This window comes from Alcaligenes sp. MMA (assembly GCF_020907215.1).
Lineage (GTDB): Bacteria > Pseudomonadota > Gammaproteobacteria > Burkholderiales > Burkholderiaceae_B > Alcaligenes > Alcaligenes aquatilis.
On the sequence record NZ_JAJJPP010000002.1, the window covers coordinates 100733 to 116984 of the forward strand.

The 16252-nt window shown below is 57.6% G+C and carries 9 protein-coding genes and 1 tRNA gene; 4 read left to right on the plus strand and 6 right to left on the minus strand.

From position 1 onward, the window contains the following. The first annotated feature begins 88 nt into the window (after positions 1–88). A complete protein-coding gene (locus LNA76_RS08925; RefSeq protein WP_230018898.1) occupies positions 89–2164 on the plus strand; it encodes a UvrD-helicase domain-containing protein in 2076 nt (691 codons plus the stop codon). A gap of 325 nt (positions 2165–2489) precedes the next feature. Here the strand turns inward: LNA76_RS08925 and LNA76_RS08930 are convergent, their stop codons facing one another. The 5 genes from LNA76_RS08930 to LNA76_RS08950 all read right to left on the minus strand — a co-directional run bounded on the left by LNA76_RS08930 (position 2490) and on the right by LNA76_RS08950 (position 11477). Beyond that, positions 2490–2726 carry a hypothetical protein gene (locus tag LNA76_RS08930; RefSeq protein ID WP_230018900.1) on the minus strand — a complete coding sequence of 79 codons (237 nt, stop codon included), beginning with the start codon at positions 2724–2726 and terminating at the stop codon, positions 2490–2492. Positions 2727–3287: 561 nt separating this feature from the next. Further along, positions 3288–4760, minus strand: coding sequence for a glutamate synthase subunit beta (locus LNA76_RS08935; RefSeq protein WP_094195430.1), 1473 nt, complete (start codon positions 4758–4760; stop codon positions 3288–3290). A 33-nt stretch (positions 4761–4793) separates the two neighbouring features. Beyond that, on the minus strand, positions 4794–9527 hold the full coding sequence (locus LNA76_RS08940) for a glutamate synthase-related protein (protein ID WP_230018901.1): 4734 nt from the start codon (positions 9525–9527) through the stop codon (positions 4794–4796). Between the two features lie 220 nt (positions 9528–9747). Then, on the minus strand, positions 9748–10491 hold the full coding sequence (locus LNA76_RS08945) for an enoyl-CoA hydratase/isomerase family protein (protein WP_108728238.1): 744 nt from the start codon (positions 10489–10491) through the stop codon (positions 9748–9750). Positions 10492–10505: 14 nt separating this feature from the next. Then, complete coding sequence (locus tag LNA76_RS08950) at positions 10506–11477, minus strand: NAD(P)H-dependent flavin oxidoreductase (RefSeq protein WP_125277356.1); 972 nt, start codon at positions 11475–11477, stop codon at positions 10506–10508. Between the two features lie 245 nt (positions 11478–11722). Here LNA76_RS08950 and LNA76_RS08955 point away from each other — a divergent pair, with 245 nt between their 5' ends. Both LNA76_RS08955 and LNA76_RS08960 read left to right on the plus strand, forming a co-directional pair. After that, a complete protein-coding gene (locus tag LNA76_RS08955; protein WP_094195434.1) occupies positions 11723–12955 on the plus strand; it encodes a CaiB/BaiF CoA transferase family protein in 1233 nt (410 codons plus the stop codon). Between the two features lie 31 nt (positions 12956–12986). Further along, a complete protein-coding gene (locus LNA76_RS08960) occupies positions 12987–14522 on the plus strand; it encodes a 3-hydroxyacyl-CoA dehydrogenase (protein WP_230018903.1) in 1536 nt (511 codons plus the stop codon). Between the two features lie 250 nt (positions 14523–14772). Here the strand turns inward: LNA76_RS08960 and LNA76_RS08965 are convergent, their stop codons facing one another. Continuing rightward, the gene (locus LNA76_RS08965; RefSeq protein ID WP_230018905.1) at positions 14773–15666 is read right to left on the minus strand and encodes a c-type cytochrome; all 894 of its coding nucleotides are present in this window, start codon (positions 15664–15666) and stop codon (positions 14773–14775) included. 243 nt (positions 15667–15909) lie between these two features. Here LNA76_RS08965 and LNA76_RS08970 point away from each other — a divergent pair. Next, positions 15910–15984 (plus strand) — tRNA-Arg (locus tag LNA76_RS08970). Positions 15985–16252: the final 268 nt, after the last annotated feature.

Here is a 16252-nt window from a genome sequence, read left to right on the forward strand (position 1 = left end):
ACTCGGCTTGGCCGGGATGTCACGTTTAGTTCTGCTGGTTGTTTGGCGTTGAACCTCGTTTTCTTGCCTAGTATTCACTGATTTCACCATGTCCACCTCCGTCACTACACCAGGCCATACCGTCCCCACTGACCTGAACGCCATGCAGCGTCAGGCTGTGTTGTATATGGACGGCCCCTGTCTGGTATTGGCCGGAGCGGGCAGTGGCAAGACACGCGTGATCACGCAGAAAATCGCCTATTTGCTGCGCGAATGCGGATACACGGGGCGGCAAGTGGTCGCGCTGACCTTCACCAATAAAGCTGCGCGTGAAATGAACGAGCGGATTCGCGCCTTGGTGGACCCCAAGCTGCTGCGAGGGCTGACCGTCAGCACCTTCCACTCTCTGGGCTTGCGCATGTTGCGCGAGGAAGCTCAGCACGTGGGTTTGAAGCCGCGCTTTTCCATTTTGGACTCCAACGATGCGTTGGCAATCATTCAGGAGTTGCTGGCCACCACGGATAAGGGGCGCCTGAGATCCGTGCAGCAAGAGATTTCCTTGTGGAAAAATGCCCTGATGGGGCCGGATGAGGCCGAGCGTGCTGCGAACTCGCCCAGCCAGATTGAAGCCGCGCGTATTTACCGTGATTATGCGGCGACCCTGATTGCCTATCAGTCGGTGGACTTTGACGACTTGATTCGTTTGCCGGCGCAATTGATGCAGGACAATCAGGACGTGCGCGAGCGCTGGCAGCGCCGGGTGCAGTATCTGTTGGTGGACGAGTATCAGGACACCAATCTTTGTCAGTATCAGTTGGTGCGTTCTTTGACCGGTCAGCGCAATATGTTCACGGTGGTGGGGGATGATGATCAGGCGATCTATGCCTGGCGGGGTGCCACCGTGGAGAATCTGGCGCAGTTGCCTAAAGATTATCCCGACCTGAAAGTCGTCAAGCTGGAGCAGAACTATCGCTCGGTGCAGCGCATCTTGCAGGCCGCCAATAACGTTATTGGCAATAACCCCGTCGTGTTCGGTAAAAAGCTCTGGTCTGATCTGGGTTTTGGTGAGCCCATTCAGGTTCATGTGACGGACGATGAGCAAAACGAGGCAGACTCGGTTGCCATGCGCATATCGGCAGAACGCTTTGAGCGTCAGGCCGAGTGGCGTGACTTTGCTGTTTTGTACCGGGGCAACCATCAGGCCCGTATTTTTGAGCAGGCCCTGCGTAATCTTCGCATTCCCTACACCATCTCGGGTGGGCAGAGTTTTTTTGACAAGGCCGAGATTCGCGACATCCTGTCTTACTTGCGTGTCGTTGCGAACGATGATGATGATCCGGCATTTATTCGTGCTGCCACCACGCCAAGGCGTGGTATTGGGCAGGCTACCTTGCAGGTGTTGGGGCAGTTTGCAGCAGAACAGAAGCTGTCCCTGTTCTCGGCTGTGCCCCAAATTGCACTGACGGATCGCCTGCCCGAGCGTCAGTTGGAGCCTTTACGTGTTTTTGCGCAGTTTATAGGGCGCATCCAGCAACGGGCGGATCGGGTAGAAAGCGATCAGGAAGGGCATGAAACGGCTGTCAGCGAATTGATGGATGAGCTGCTGCGGGCGATTGATTACGAGCGCTATCTCTACGATATGTTCGACGAACGCCCCGCGCAGACCCGTTGGGAAAACGTGCTGGAGCTGATTACCTGGCTGAAATCCAAAGCGGCGGACGATGAGCTTAGTTTGAATGATCTGGTGCAGCGAGTCGCCCTGATCACCATGCTGGAGCGTGGCGAGGACGAAGACCCGGATGCGGTCAAATTGTCCACACTTCATGCCTCCAAGGGTCTGGAGTATCCGCATGTGTTCTTGGTGGGGGTGGAAGAGGGGCTGCTGCCTCACATCGGGCGTGATGACGAAGATATCGATCCGGATAAAGAGGCCGATATTCTGGCTCAGCGCATTCAGGAAGAACGACGTTTGATGTACGTGGGTATTACCCGTGCTCAGCGTAGCTTGCGCTTGAGCTGGTGCAAGAAGCGCCGGCGCGCACGCGAAAACCTGGTGCGGGAGCGGTCGCGCTTTATTGATGAGATGAAGATCGAAGACCCTGGTGCTCAAGAGGATCCGGCGCAGGCGGCCTTAAGTCCCAAGCAGCGGCTGGATATGCTGAAGAACTTGTTGAACAAGTCTTGAGCGGTTTTCATGGCTTGCAGATGATTGGGGGCTTTGTTCATGCTCTTAAGTCGCGCAAGCCTGCAAGCCAGCTTTTGCTGGCCTTTTCTATGTCTGCATGCTTAGGAGATGATGAGCATCTATTGCACAGACCCATCTTGATCTTGGGGAGAGGGGGGATAGGCTTTGAGGTGCTTATGCCTGGTAGGTTCAGGCTGTAGTTTGAGCAGCAACGTGCATAGTCGACAACACTGGCAAACGCAGAAAAAACAAAAGCCTGCTGATTTAGCAGGCTTTTCAACATCAAGCGGTGTTTTGCTTGAGCGTTACGACGGTGATGCGTGGCTTACCAGTAGCTGGCCGACATGCGCGAATCGCGAATGCGGGCTTCGTTCAAGGCCTGGGTCAGTGCGACCATGTAGTTGAACACCACGTTTGCGGCTTTGGAAACTTGTTTGGCCGCTGCTTTGGTCAGTCTAGTTAAAGACACGGATTCACCATTTTCCAGGGCATGCTGCATTACCCCACGCTCAACAGCATCACTCCAGTGGATGTAGTGCGAGTAAGTGGTCATGGTAGACATTTGCTGTCCCTTTAAGGTGAAGGTCTAAGTTACGAATCCTCATTATAGGGTTTTCCCTAGTTTAAAAACAAGGGAAAACCCTAGGTCGTGGGGTGGTTTGTAGCTTTTAAGGGAAAACCCTAGAATTTTGGGAAATGTTTTTTGGAATCAGTTGGTTAGGTGAGTGGGTTTTAGGGTGAGGGGCTTTCTTGCGGCAGCCCCCGCCAGCAAGGGCTTCAGAATGGTGGAAGCCAGTAGCCAGTAGCCAGTAGCCAGTAGCCAACAGCCAATCGTTCTGGTTGTTTGTTGGCTGTGTCTCAGTATTGGAAAAAAGGCTGGTGCTTGTGGAGGGACCGCCCGTAGGCTAGTTGCAGACAGCAGACAGCAGACAGCAGACAGCAGACAGCAGACAGCAGACAGCAGACAGCAGACAGCAGACAGCAGACAGCAGACAGCAGCGATCAATAGCGAATAAGAGCTTGTAAAGGCACCCAGGGCCATGAGTTGCTTTGTTCACCCAAAGACAAACAGCCAGCCGTTTATCGCGGCTGGCTGTTTGCTTACTGGTACTGCCAAGAGGACTTAACGGGGCAGTGTCGAGCTCCCCATCAAGAACTCGTCTACGGAACGGGCACACTGGCGGCCTTCGCGGATGGCCCAGACGATCAGGGACTGGCCGCGTCGCATGTCTCCGGCCGCAAAGACTTTGGCCCGGCTGGTTTGGTAGTCGTCTGTGTTGGCGGCGACGTTGCCGCGTTGATCGGCGTCTACGGCAAAGGCTTCCAGAACTTGGCGAACGGGGGCGGTGAAGCCCATGGCCAGTAGAACCAGATCGGCAGGGAAGGTCATTTCGGAGCCAGCAATGGGTGTCATGCTCATGCGGCCTGTTGCTGGATCGGTTTTCCATTCCACGCGCACGGCGCGCAGTTCTTTGACCTGTCCGTTCTTGCCTTCCAGCTCTACCGTGTTGATCGCCCAGTCGCGTTCGCAGCCTTCTTCGTGCGAGGACGAGGTGCGCAGTTTCATGGGCCAGTAGGGCCAGGTCAGCTCCGTGTTTTCCTGCTCAGGCGGGCGGGGCATCAGTTCAAACTGGGTCACTGATTTTGCGCCTTGGCGTGTGCTGGTGCCCACGCAGTCCGAGCCGGTATCGCCACCGCCAATCACCACGACATGTTTGCCTTGGGCGCTGATGGCGGGGGTGCCTCGTGAACCGGCAACTTGCTGATTCTGGATGCGCAGAAAGTCCATGGCAGGGTGTACGCCTTGCAACTGGCTGCCGGGGGTATCGAGCAGGCGGGGGGTTTCAGAGCCGCCTGCCAGGACGATGGCGTCGAACTGTAGTTCCAGTTCGTCAGGTGATAACACGCTTAGCCCGGGTTCCTGCGCGGCCTGGTCTTGTGCCTGGCCAATATAGGTAGAGGGGCAAAACTGCACGCCCTCGGCCTGCATTTGTGCGATACGGCGATCCAACAGATGTTTTTCCAGCTTGAAGTCGGGGATGCCGTAGCGCATCAAGCCACCAATGCGGTCGCTTTTCTCGTACACGGTGACGTCGTGTCCGACGCGTGCCAATTGCTGAGCACAGGCCAAGCCGGCAGGGCCGGAGCCGATCACGGCCACGCGTTTGCCGGTTTTGTGGGTGGGCACTTGAGGTACTACCCAGCCTTCTGCCCAGCCCTTATCGATAATTGCGTGCTCGATGGACTTGATGCCCACGGGTACACGGTCGATGTTCAACGTACAGGCTGCCTCGCATGGTGCGGGGCAGATGCGGCCGGTAATTTCCGGAAAGTTGTTGGTGGAGTGCAGCACGTCCAGGGCTTCTTTCCACTGTTGGCGGTAAACCAGATCATTCCAGTCGGGGATGATGTTGTTGACCGGGCAACCGTTATGGCAGAAAGGGATGCCGCAGTCCATGCAGCGGGCGGCCTGTTGGCCGGCCTGCTCGTCATTTAATACCTGGACAAACTCTTTCCAGTGCTTGACCCGCTTTAAAGGAGCTTCTACGGCCTCTTGCAGACGTTGAAACTCAAGAAATCCAGTCGTCTTTCCCATGATGTGTCGTTTCCTGATGGTGATGGGAAGGGTTCAGGCCGAAGCCGAACGGCGGGTTTTACTGCTTTTGGGTGCGGCCTTGCTTGCCTGCGGGCCTTGCCACAATTCGCTCAGTGCACGGCGGTACTCGCGTGGAATGACTTTGACGAATTGCGCGCGGGCGCTGTCCCAGTCTTTCAGGAGCTCGCGGGCCTGGAAGCTGCCCGTGGCCTTGAAGTGCTCCTGAACCAGGGTGTGCAAGATGGCTTCGTCGGTCTGGCGTTCGCCTCCGGCAGTACGGCTGTGCCATTGCGCCATGCTGCTGTTCATTTCTTGCTCGGCCTTGCTCAGCACAGGCTCCAGATCCACCATGCCAGGGTTGCAGCGCAGTTGCAGGCGACGTTGGGGATCCCACACATAGGCCACGCCACCGGACATGCCAGCGGCAAAGTTGCGGCCAATTTCACCCAGCACCACGACGGTGCCGCCGGTCATGTATTCGCAACCGTGGTCGCCTACGCCTTCCACGACTGCACTGGCTCCGGAGTTCCGTACGGCAAAACGTTCACCGGCCACGCCGTTGAAATAGGCGGAACCTGCCAAGGCACCATAAAGCACGGTATTGCCCACGATGATGTGGTCCGGGCCGTAGCCACGGAAGTCGTTGGGTGAGCGCACGATAATGCGGCCACCGGACAAACCTTTACCCACGTAATCATTGGCTTCGCCCACCAGGTCCAGGGTGATGCCCTGAGCCAGGAAAGCGCCAAAGCTTTGGCCTGCCGTGCCTTTGCATTGAATGTGCAGGCTGTCGTCAGGCAGACCTTGATGACCGTATTTTTTGGTGAATACGCCCGAGAGCATGGCGCCGATGCTGCGGTTGCGATTGCGTACGGGGGTAATGAAAGACAGCGGGGTGCCCTGGTTCAGGGTGACGGCGCTGCGCTCGATCAGTTGACGATCCAGTGTGTGATCCAGGTCATGATCCTGGGTAGCGATCTGACGTGGCGACTCGTCGTTATCAACTTTGTGCAGCAGGCGTGAAAAGTCCAGACCCTGGGCTTTCCAGTGCTCAATGCCACTGCGCATATCCAGCCAGTCGCTGCGACCGATCAGATCGTCAAAATGACGCACGCCCAGCTTGGCCATCAGCTCACGCACCTCTTCGGCAACGAAGAAGAAGTAGTTCACTACGTGCTCGGGCTTGCCCTTGAACTTGCGGCGCAGCACGGGATCCTGGGTGGCAACGCCAACGGGACAGGTGTTCAGATGGCATTTGCGCATCATGATGCAGCCTTCCACGACCAGCGGGGCGGTAGCAAAGCCAAACTCATCTGCGCCCAGCAAGGCGCCGATCACGACATCGCGGCCGGTTTTCATCTGGCCGTCGGCCTGTACGCGGATGCGGCTGCGCAAGCGGTTCAGCAACAGGGTCTGCTGGGTTTCAGCCAGGCCCAGTTCCCATGGGGTGCCGGCATGCTTGATGGAGGACAGGGGCGAGGCACCGGTGCCGCCGTCGTGACCGGCAATCACAATGTGATCGGCCTTGGCTTTGGCCACACCGGCAGCCACGGTGCCCACACCTACCTTGGACACCAGCTTGACGGAGATATCTGCCTGCGGGTTCACGTTCTTCAGGTCGTGAATCAACTGGGCCAAATCTTCGATGGAGTAAATGTCGTGGTGGGGTGGGGGCGAAATCAGGCCCACACCGGGCACGGAGTAACGCAGCTTGGCGATGTACTCGGACACTTTGTGGCCGGGCAGTTGGCCGCCTTCGCCGGGCTTGGCACCTTGTGCCATTTTGATCTGGATTTGATCGGCACTGCACAGGTATTGAGCCGATACGCCAAAGCGGCCGGACGCAACCTGCTTGATACGGGAGCGCAGCGAGTCGTTCTCTTGCAGGTCGATGTTGGCAAACACGCGATCCTGGCCCAGGACGCTGGCTAAGGTGTCACCCTTGCGGATACCGCTTTTACCGTGCTTCATTTCATGCTGATAGCGCAACTCGTCCTCGCCGCCTTCGCCGGTATTGGACTTGCCGCCAATCCGGTTCATGGCCACGGCCAGTACGGCATGGGCCTCAGTCGAGATTGAACCCAGCGACATGGCGCCCGTTGCAAAGCGTTTGACAATTTCGCTGGCGGGTTCCACTTCGTCCAGGGCAATGGCCTTGGACGGGTCCAGACGCAGCTCGAACAAACCGCGCAGGGTCATATGACGGCGGCTTTGTTCGTTGATGAGCTGAGCGTATTCCTTGTAGGTGCTGTAGTTTTGGCTACGGGTGGCGTGTTGCAGCTTGGCAATGGAGTCGGCCGTCCACATATGCTCTTCGCCACGCACACGCACTGCGTATTCGCCACCGGCTTCCAGATGGTTCTCCAGAACGGGATCTTTGCTGTAGGCGGCGCGATGCTGGCGCAGTGCCTCTTCAGCCACGGTGAAGATATCAATCCCTTCTACCGGACAGGCGGTGCCCACAAAGTACTTGTCCACCAGCGAGCGCGACAGGCCGATGGTCTCGAAAATCTGTGCGCCGGTGTAGGACATGTAGGTGGAGATGCCCATTTTGGACATGACCTTGTACAAGCCCTTGTTGATGGCCTTGATGTAGTGGCTCTCTGCCAGGGAGGCATCAATCTGGTTGATGGGGTCCTGGGCCAGGTGTTGCAGGCTCTCAAAAGCCAGCCAGGGGTGCATGGCTTCGGCACCGTATGCACCCAGCAGCGCAAAGTGATGCACTTCGCGGGCCGAGCCGGTTTCCACGACCAGACCGGTGCGGGTACGCAGACCATTGCGGATCAGATGTTGGTGAATGGCCGAGGTCGCCAGCAGGGCGGGGATGGCCACATGCTCGGCATCGCAACGGCGATCGGTCAGGATCAGAATGTTGTAGCCATCGCGTACGGCATCCGCCGCACGGGCGCACAGGGCGGCCACGCTGGCCTCAATGCCTTCCGGTCCCCAGGAGCTAGGGTAGACGATGTCCAGTTCCTGGCTGCGGAACTTGTCATTGCTGGCGGCATCAATGCGCCGGATCTGGTTCATGTCAGCCGGGCTTAACACAGGCTGGGACACTTCCAGACGCAGTGGTGGGTTGACGTTGTTGATGTCCAGCAAATTGGGTTTGGGGCCAATAAAGGACACCAGCGACATCACCATTTGTTCGCGAATCGGGTCGATCGGCGGGTTGGTGACCTGAGCAAATAGCTGGCGAAAGTAGTTGTAGAAGGGTTTGGATTTGTCGGACAGCACGGCCAAAGGCGCATCGTTGCCCATGGAGCCGGTTGCTTCTTCACCTTTGCTGGCCATGGGCTGCAGCACAACTTTGATGTCTTCCTGAGTCCAGCCAAAGGCTTGTTGGTGATCCAGCAGGTCACGGGTCGCCAATTGGGGACGCACGCCGGGCACGCTGGGCAGGGAGTCCAGGCGCAAGCGCAGGCGTTCAATCCACTGCTTGTAGGGGTGGGTATTGGCCAGTTGGGACTTGATCTCGGCATCATCAATGATGCGGCCTTGCTCCAGGTCGATCAGCAGCATCTTGCCGGGCTGCAGACGCCATTTTTTGACAATGCGGTGCTCGGGAATAGGAAGAGTACCGGCCTCGGAGGCCAGCACAATCATATCGTCGTCCGTGATGACATAGCGGGCCGGACGCAAGCCGTTACGGTCCAGCAGAGCACCGATTTGAATGCCATCGGTAAAGGCGATGGCAGCCGGGCCATCCCAGGGCTCCATCTGGGCTGCGTAGTACTCGTAAAAGGCGCGACGGCTCTCGTCCATCTCGGCGTGCTGTTCCCAGGCCTCGGGCATCATGATCATCATGGCGTGAGGCAGGGAGTAGCCGGCCATCACCAGCAATTCCAGACAGTTGTCGAAGGTGGCCGTATCGGACTGGCCTTCGTACACGATAGGGTAGAGTTTTTGCAGATCCGAGCCCAGCACAGCCGATTCCATGGCACCTTCACGAGCGCGCAGCCAGTTGAAGTTGCCCTGTACGGTGTTGATCTCGCCGTTGTGGGCGATCAGACGGTAAGGGTGGGCCAAAGGCCAGGCGGGGAAGGTGTTGGTGGAAAAGCGCTGGTGCACCAGGGCCAGGGCCGAACAGGCACGCGGGTCGGCCAGATCGCGGTAGTAGCGGCCTACCTGGTCCGCCAGCAGCAGACCTTTGTAGACGATGGTCCGCACGGAGGCCGAAGTCACAAAGTATTCCTGTCCGTGGGCCAGATCCATGCGGTAGATAGCGTGGCTGGCGGTCTTGCGGATCACATACAGCTTGCGTTCCAGCGCGTCGGGCACCATCACATCCGGGCCACGACCAATGAACAACTGGCGAATGACCGGCTCGTTGGCCTTGACGGTGGGGGACATGGGCATGGTGCTGTCTACGGGCACGTCGCGCCAGCCCAGCATGTGCTGGCCTTCGGCTCGTACGGCACGCTCCAGCTCCTGTTCACAGGCCAGGCGGGAAGCTGTTTCCTTGGGCAGAAACACCATGGCCACGCCGTACTCGCCAGGGGGAGGCAGGGTCACGCCCTGGGCGGCCATTTCTTCGCGGTAAAGCTGGTCGGGGATCTGGATCAGAATGCCCGCACCGTCACCCATCAAAGGGTCTGCGCCTACAGCGCCGCGGTGATCGAGGTTTTCCAGGATTTTGAGGCCTTGGGTAATGATGGCGTGGCTCGCCTGGCCTTTGATGTGTGCGATAAATCCGACGCCGCAGGCGTCGTGTTCATTAGCGGGAAGGTACAAGCCTTGCGCTTGGGGGGGACAGGAGTGTGTCATGGGCGTATCCGCAAAGAACGTGTTAAAGCGGTGCATTTGTTGCAGCGCAAAAAATAAAATACAGCGATTTTTTTTTTGTACGCAAGAATTTTTTGCGAATACGGCAAAAAAAAATTAGGGACCTGCTCTCACAGGCCCCTTATAACCCGTCTGAACCGGGTGCAGTGTGGCAAGATCGCTGCACATGTAGGTTTGCGCAGAAATCAGGCCACTAGAGCGGCTATTTGTCGCTGCGGTTCTGGCTCATTTGTCCCAGAATTTGCAGGGCTTCGTCGCCTTCCAGCAGTTTGGAAAATAGCTTGCGTTCACGTTCCAGGACTTCCAGCAAAACCTCGCGCTGGGGTTCACGGAGCAAACGCTTGCTGGTACGCAAGGCAATGGGCGGCTGCTCGGACAGCGCATGAGCGCAGGCACGGGCCGCTTCCAGACTATTGCCATGGTCGGTCAGTTCGGTGAGCAGACCGTCCTGCATGGCTTGCTCGGCACTGAACGCCTGCGAGAGCAGCAGCCATTCGTTGGCACGGCGTGGCCCCACATACTGGGCCAGCAGATGGCTGGATGCACCTTCCGGGCACAGGCCCAGTGCCGTGAAGGGCATGCGTAAACGCGCGTCACGGGCCGCGTACACAAAGTCTGCATGCAGCAGCAAGGTCACGCCAATACCTACTGCATGGCCTTCTACCGCCACGATCAATGGGATGTCGGCTTTGACCAGACTGCGCAGGAATTTGATCGGCGGCGGCATGTCGTTGTTGCGCACATTGGACAGCTCGGAGATATCGTTGCCGGCACAGAAATGCTCGCCCGCACCAGTCAGAATCAGGGCACGGTATTTCTGGTTCTGATCAGCCTGGTCGATGATGTCGGCCAACTCTTCGTACATGGGGCTGGTCAAGGCATTGCGTCGTTCCGGCCGATCCAGAATGACTTCCAGCCAATGACCTGCGTCATGAGTCCGTATCATGGGAGGCTCCTCGTTCAGGCAAAAGGGGAGGCCAGCAGCGCTGCTTTGGCTTCCTGATATTCACGATGCAATCGAGCAACGATGTCGGCGGTTGACTCTATTGAGTCAATGCCACCAATGCCTTGGCCAGCGCCCCAGATATCGCGCCAAGCCTTGCTCAGACCAGAGCCAAAGGCGGTGTCAGCCGCTTTCTCGCTATCGAGCTTGTCTGGGTCCAGACCGGCAGCGCGGATACTGTCCTTTAGATAATTGCCGGGGATACCCGTAAACAATGGGGTGTAGACGATATCGGCGGCTCGGCCCTTGACGATCATGTTCTTGTAATCGTCCGAGGCATTGGCTTCGGTACTGGCAATGAAGCGCGTGCCAATGTAGGCCATGTCGGCCCCCATGGCCTGGGCGGCCAGAATGTCGCGGCCACGGCTCATGGCACCCGACAGGGCAATTGGGCCATCAAAAATCTGACGGATTTCGTTGACCAGCACAAAGGGGCTCAAGGTACCGGCATGGCCGCCGGCACCCGCAGCCACCACGATCAGGCCATCGACACCGGCTTCCAGGGCTTTTTCGGCGTGACGCAAGGTGGTGACATCATGGAAAACCTTGCCGCCCCAGGCGTGTACATGCGGCACAATATCCTGTGGGGCGCGCAGGCTGGTAATCACCAGTGGCACCTTGTGGTCAGCGCACACCCGCAGGTCCTGTTCCAGGCGGTCGTTGGACTGATGAATGATGTGATTGATGGCGTAGGGAGCAATACGGCGCTCGGGATGGCGCTCGCGCAGTTCGGCCAGGGTGTCGTCGATCTCGTCCAGCCAGTCCTTGAGCTTTTCCTGGGGGCGGGCGTTCAAGGCGGGGACAGAACCGATAATGCCGCTGGCGCATTGCGCAATCACCAGGGCCGGGTTCGAGACAATGAACATGGGTGCTGCCATCACAGGCAGGGTCATAGATTGATAAAGCTGCTGCGTTAATGCCGATGGCATAAGGTCGGTCTCCTATTATCGAAAGATGTGCCCCGCCTCTTGAAGGGGTGGGGTCCTGCAAGGAAGATCTGCCGCTGATAATCTATCGTCACCTATTCTAGGACGGTTTATCGTCGCCCGGCCTGGTGCGTTGCACAAATTCCTCCGGGCCCGAAAATGACCATGGTTTGAGCACTTTTTCTGTCCATAGACCGGACTAAGAAGACGTAGTGCACAATACGCGACTTGAAGGATTTTTGTTTGCTATGACCACGACTGAACGAAAAGCGCCCTTGGCGGGATTACGTGTTCTGGACTTGACGCGCGTACTGGCTGGGCCCTGGTGTACCCAAAACCTGGCTGACTTGGGGGCGGAAGTCATCAAGGTGGAGCGTCCCGGCGCGGGAGACGATACCCGTGGCTGGGGGCCACCGTATCTACAGGATGGTCACAGAGCGGACACGGAAGATGCGGCCTATTTTGGGGCTGCCAACCGCAATAAAGAGTCCATCACCCTGGATATAGGCACTGCACAAGGCGCAGAAGTGGTGCGGCAACTGGTCAGGCGCTGCGATATTCTGGTGGAAAATTTCAAGGTCGGTGGTTTGAAAAAGTACGGGCTGGACTATGAAAGTCTGCAAGCCATCAACCCAGCCCTGATTTACTGTTCGATTACCGGATTTGGCCAGACGGGCCCCTATGCAAGTCGGCCAGGATATGACTTCATGATCCAGGGGCTTGGGGGCTTGATGTCCCTGACAGGTGAGCCCGGTGGCGAACCACAAAAAGCGGGTGTGGCTGTGGCCGATGTCATGACAGGCATGTACGCCACGGTGGCTGTACTGGCGGCCGTGGTGGAGCGCCATCGCAGTGGTCTGGGCCAGCATCTGGATATTGCCTTGCTGGATTGTCAGGTAGCCATGATGGCCAATCAGAACATGAATTACTTGTGTACCGGGCAGGCGCCACAGCGGCCCGGTAATGCTCATCAAAATCTGGTGCCCTATCAGGTCTTTGAGGCCAGTGACGGGCATTTGATTGTGGCGGTGGGCAACGATACCCAGTTTCGCAGTTTTGCGCAGGAGCTGGGCCATCCCGAGTGGGCGGATGACCCTCGTTTTGCGCGCAATGCCGGACGTGTCATGCACCGGGACGAACTGGTGCCCATGCTGGCGCAGGTCATGCAGAGCCGGTCCCGCGATAGCTGGTTGCAGGCGCTGGAAGCCGTGGGTATACCCGCCGGCCCCATCAATACGATGGAACAGGTTTATCAGGACCCACAGGTGCTGGCGCGCGGCTTGCGACTGGACTTGCCGACCGGGCAGGGGGGGAGCGTACCTTCGGTGGCCAGCCCTTTGCGTTTGTCGGCCACGCCCGTGCAGTATCGCAGTGCGCCCCCGCGTCTGGGAGAGCACACCCGCGAGGTCCTGGCGCGAGTGCTGGAGCTCTCGCCCGACAAGGTAGAGGCCCTGGTGTCCGGCTCCGTGGAACAGGCTTAATTTTTATTGCTTTTCGATCAGGTTGTGAATCATGAAACAGATACAAACCATCGCTATTGTTGGCGCAGGCGCTATGGGGCGGGGCATTGCCCAGATTGCCGCCCAGGCTGGCAAGCAGGTCTTGCTCTATGACCTGAATGCAGACTCGGTCAAGGCGGCCTTGGCGGATGTACACGCCGTCTGGAGCCGTTTGCAGGAAAAAGGCCGCATGACGGCTGAACAGGTGGATGCGGCCAAAGCATGCTTGCAGACCGCCAGCGATCTGCAAGCCTTGGCCCCTGCCGATCTGGTAGTGGAAGCCATTGTGGAACGTCTGGACGTCAAGCAAGGCTTGCTGCAGCAGTTGGAAGAGATCGTGCCGGCCGATTGCGTGTTGGCCTCCAATACGTCCTCGCTGTCCATTACCGCCATTGCTCAAGCCTGCCGCCACCCTGAACGCGTGGCTGGCTATCACTTCTTCAACCCCGTGCCCCTGATGAAAGTGGTTGAGGTTATTGATGGCTTGCGCACATCGCCCGAAGTGGGGGATGCCCTGATGCAAGTGTCGCGTGATATGGGCCACACGCCTGTGCGCGCCAAGGACATGCCCGGTTTTATCGTGAATCATGCCGGTCGTGGCATGAATATCGAGGGTCTGAAAATCGCCCAGGAATGTGTGGCACCTTTCTACCAGATCGACGCCATCATGCGCGAACAAGCTGGTTTCCGCATGGGCCCCTTTGAGCTGCTGGATCTGACCGCGCTGGATGTGTCTCACCCGGTGATGGAGTCCATTTACCGCCAGTTCTATGACGAGCCTCGCTTCCGTCCTTCGCCCATCACGGCAGTGCGTCACGCGGGCAAGCTGTTTGGCCGCAAGAATGGTGAAGGCTTTTATAAGTATGAAGATGGTAAGAAGCAGGTTCCTCAAGAGCCTGCCGTTCCTGCTGTGGCCTCTTTGGCGCCCGTGTGGGTCTCGCCTTACCACGAGCAAGGCCAGGCTCGCGCTTTGCAATTGCTAAGTGAACTGGGTGTGAACGTGGTGGAAGGTGACCAGCCACCTGCCGATGCTCTGATTCTATTGACGCCTTACGGTGAAGACGTGGCGACTTTGGTGTCCCTGCACGGCCTGGACCCTGCACGCACCGTGGCGCTGGATACCTTGTTTGGTCTGGAAAAAGGCCGTCGCCGTGTGCTGATGTGCTCGGCGGCGACCACACCAGAATGGCGCGATCAAGCCTGGGCCATGTTGGCCAGCGATGGTACGGCTGTCAGCGTGATCGAGGACTCCGCCGGTTTTGTGGCCCAGCGTTTGGTGGCCACCATCGTGAACATTGCCAGCGATATCGCTCAGCAGCAGATTGCGACACCGTCGGATATCGACGCTGCCGTGCGCCTGGGTCTGGGTTACCCGCACAATGGTCCGCTGTCCATGGGCGATGCCGTTGGTTCGCGTGATTTGCTGGATGTGCTCAATACCTTGCAGGCCGTGACGGGCGACATGCGCTACCGCGCCAGCCCTTGGTTGCAACGCCGTGTGCAGTTGGGCATGTCCTTGACGGCATTGGCGCAGTGCAAGGCGCAGTAAGCGTCTCAGATTGCGTTTCTGGACGCGTTATGAGGCTTTATAAAGCGTTCTAGAGGCAGAGCCGTCAACAAGGCGATGAGTAAGCCTGGGTTCGGGATGACACCGGACTCAGGCTTTTTTATTGGTGTAAGGGGTTGTTTCTGTATCGCTTCTTTGTCGACAGGTTCAGGCAAAGAAAAAGCCCGATGAGTATTCATCGGGCTTTTTGTATTTGCAGGCTCTGTGCCAGGACAGAGCCTTGATGCAATGCTTACTTGGCGGCGTTAACCATGTGTTGGATAGCAGCGCGAAGTTCGTCGTCAGAGGCTTGCGAACCACCGCGTGGAGGCATGGCGCCAACACCGTGGATCGCTTTTTGAAGCATAGTGTCCATACCGGATTCGATATAGGGCTTCCAGGCAGCCTGATCCCCAAACTTGGGCGCACCGGCGACACCGGCAGCGTGACAGGCAAAGCAAATGGTGTCGTACAGTTTGATGCCTGCCGGGTCGACTTTGCTGTCGTCAGCGGCAGCCGTTTGTGTTGCGGCAGGGGCATCCGCAGCGGGGGCCTCGGCGGGTTGGGTATCTGCAGCAGCAGCGGCGGCTTCAGGTTTGGCCTCGGCTTGCTCACCTTCCGGGGCAGGCGCTTCGGGCTCTTTGAAGTCAGCGCCAGCTGCGTTGGCCATGTAAACAACGGCACGGGCCACTTCGATATCGTCCAGTGACGGGTTGCCGCCCTTGGCAGGCATGCCTCGAATGCCGTGAATGGCGTTCTTGATCAGCTCGTCCTGGCCCAGTTTGAGCAGCTCGCCCCAGGCAGCCTGATCACCAAACTTGGGAGCACCGGCCACACCGGTGCCGTGACAGGCGGTACAGGTGGTTTCGTATACTTTCTGGCCAGTTTTCAGCTCTTTGACGGCATTGGCGTCAACCAGTTTGAAACCAGCAACCGGCTGAATGCGGGCAGCAATGGCTTCAGGGGAAAGGGCAGCGGAGCCAGCACCAGCACCCATGGTGGAGGTAACCAGGCTGACCAGCATGACAATAATCGCGATGGGCACCAAGAAAGCCAGAGCCACGGTCACAAGCAATTGTTTAGGGGTTTTGATCATGGCTGAGTGACCCTCGTTGTGTTCTTCGGGTTTTTGTTCCGTGTTGCTCATTATCGGATCCTGCGAGTTCGTACAAGAAATGACGGGAGGGCCTTTGACGGCCACCAATAAAGGCTTGCGCCTACCTAATGGGTGTGCGCAAGGACGTGTCTACCAAGCCACCGACCCAGATCGCGCAACCATGGATTATAGCGGAGTGTATCGCTCTTGTATCTGACTCTTGATTTGGCACACTCATAATTGCCCGATAGATGCTGAAAAAAACTCCAAACTCGCGCTACAATAGCCAGCTTGGCGTCCGTAGTTCAATGGATAGAATTAGGGTTTCCGAAGCCCTCGATACAGGTTCGATTCCTGTCGGACGCGCCAGAATTCCTTGTTTATACGGCCCTTTAGGGCTGTTTTTCAAGGTCTGGTGTGAGTTTTCAGTTATAACGCGTCGTAATGCAAGCAGCCTATGGCTGCTTTTTTTGTGTCTGCTGTTTGCCAAAATACGGTTCCAAGAAAAACTCGGATGAGGTTGGCTAACTATTGATCTCGATCATTTGACCTAGGACAAAATGGTTAATTTCATCTGTATGGTTGTGTTCAGCCTTTGCCTGGAGGCGGGGCAAGGTGTTCTCAGGTCAATCAGCTA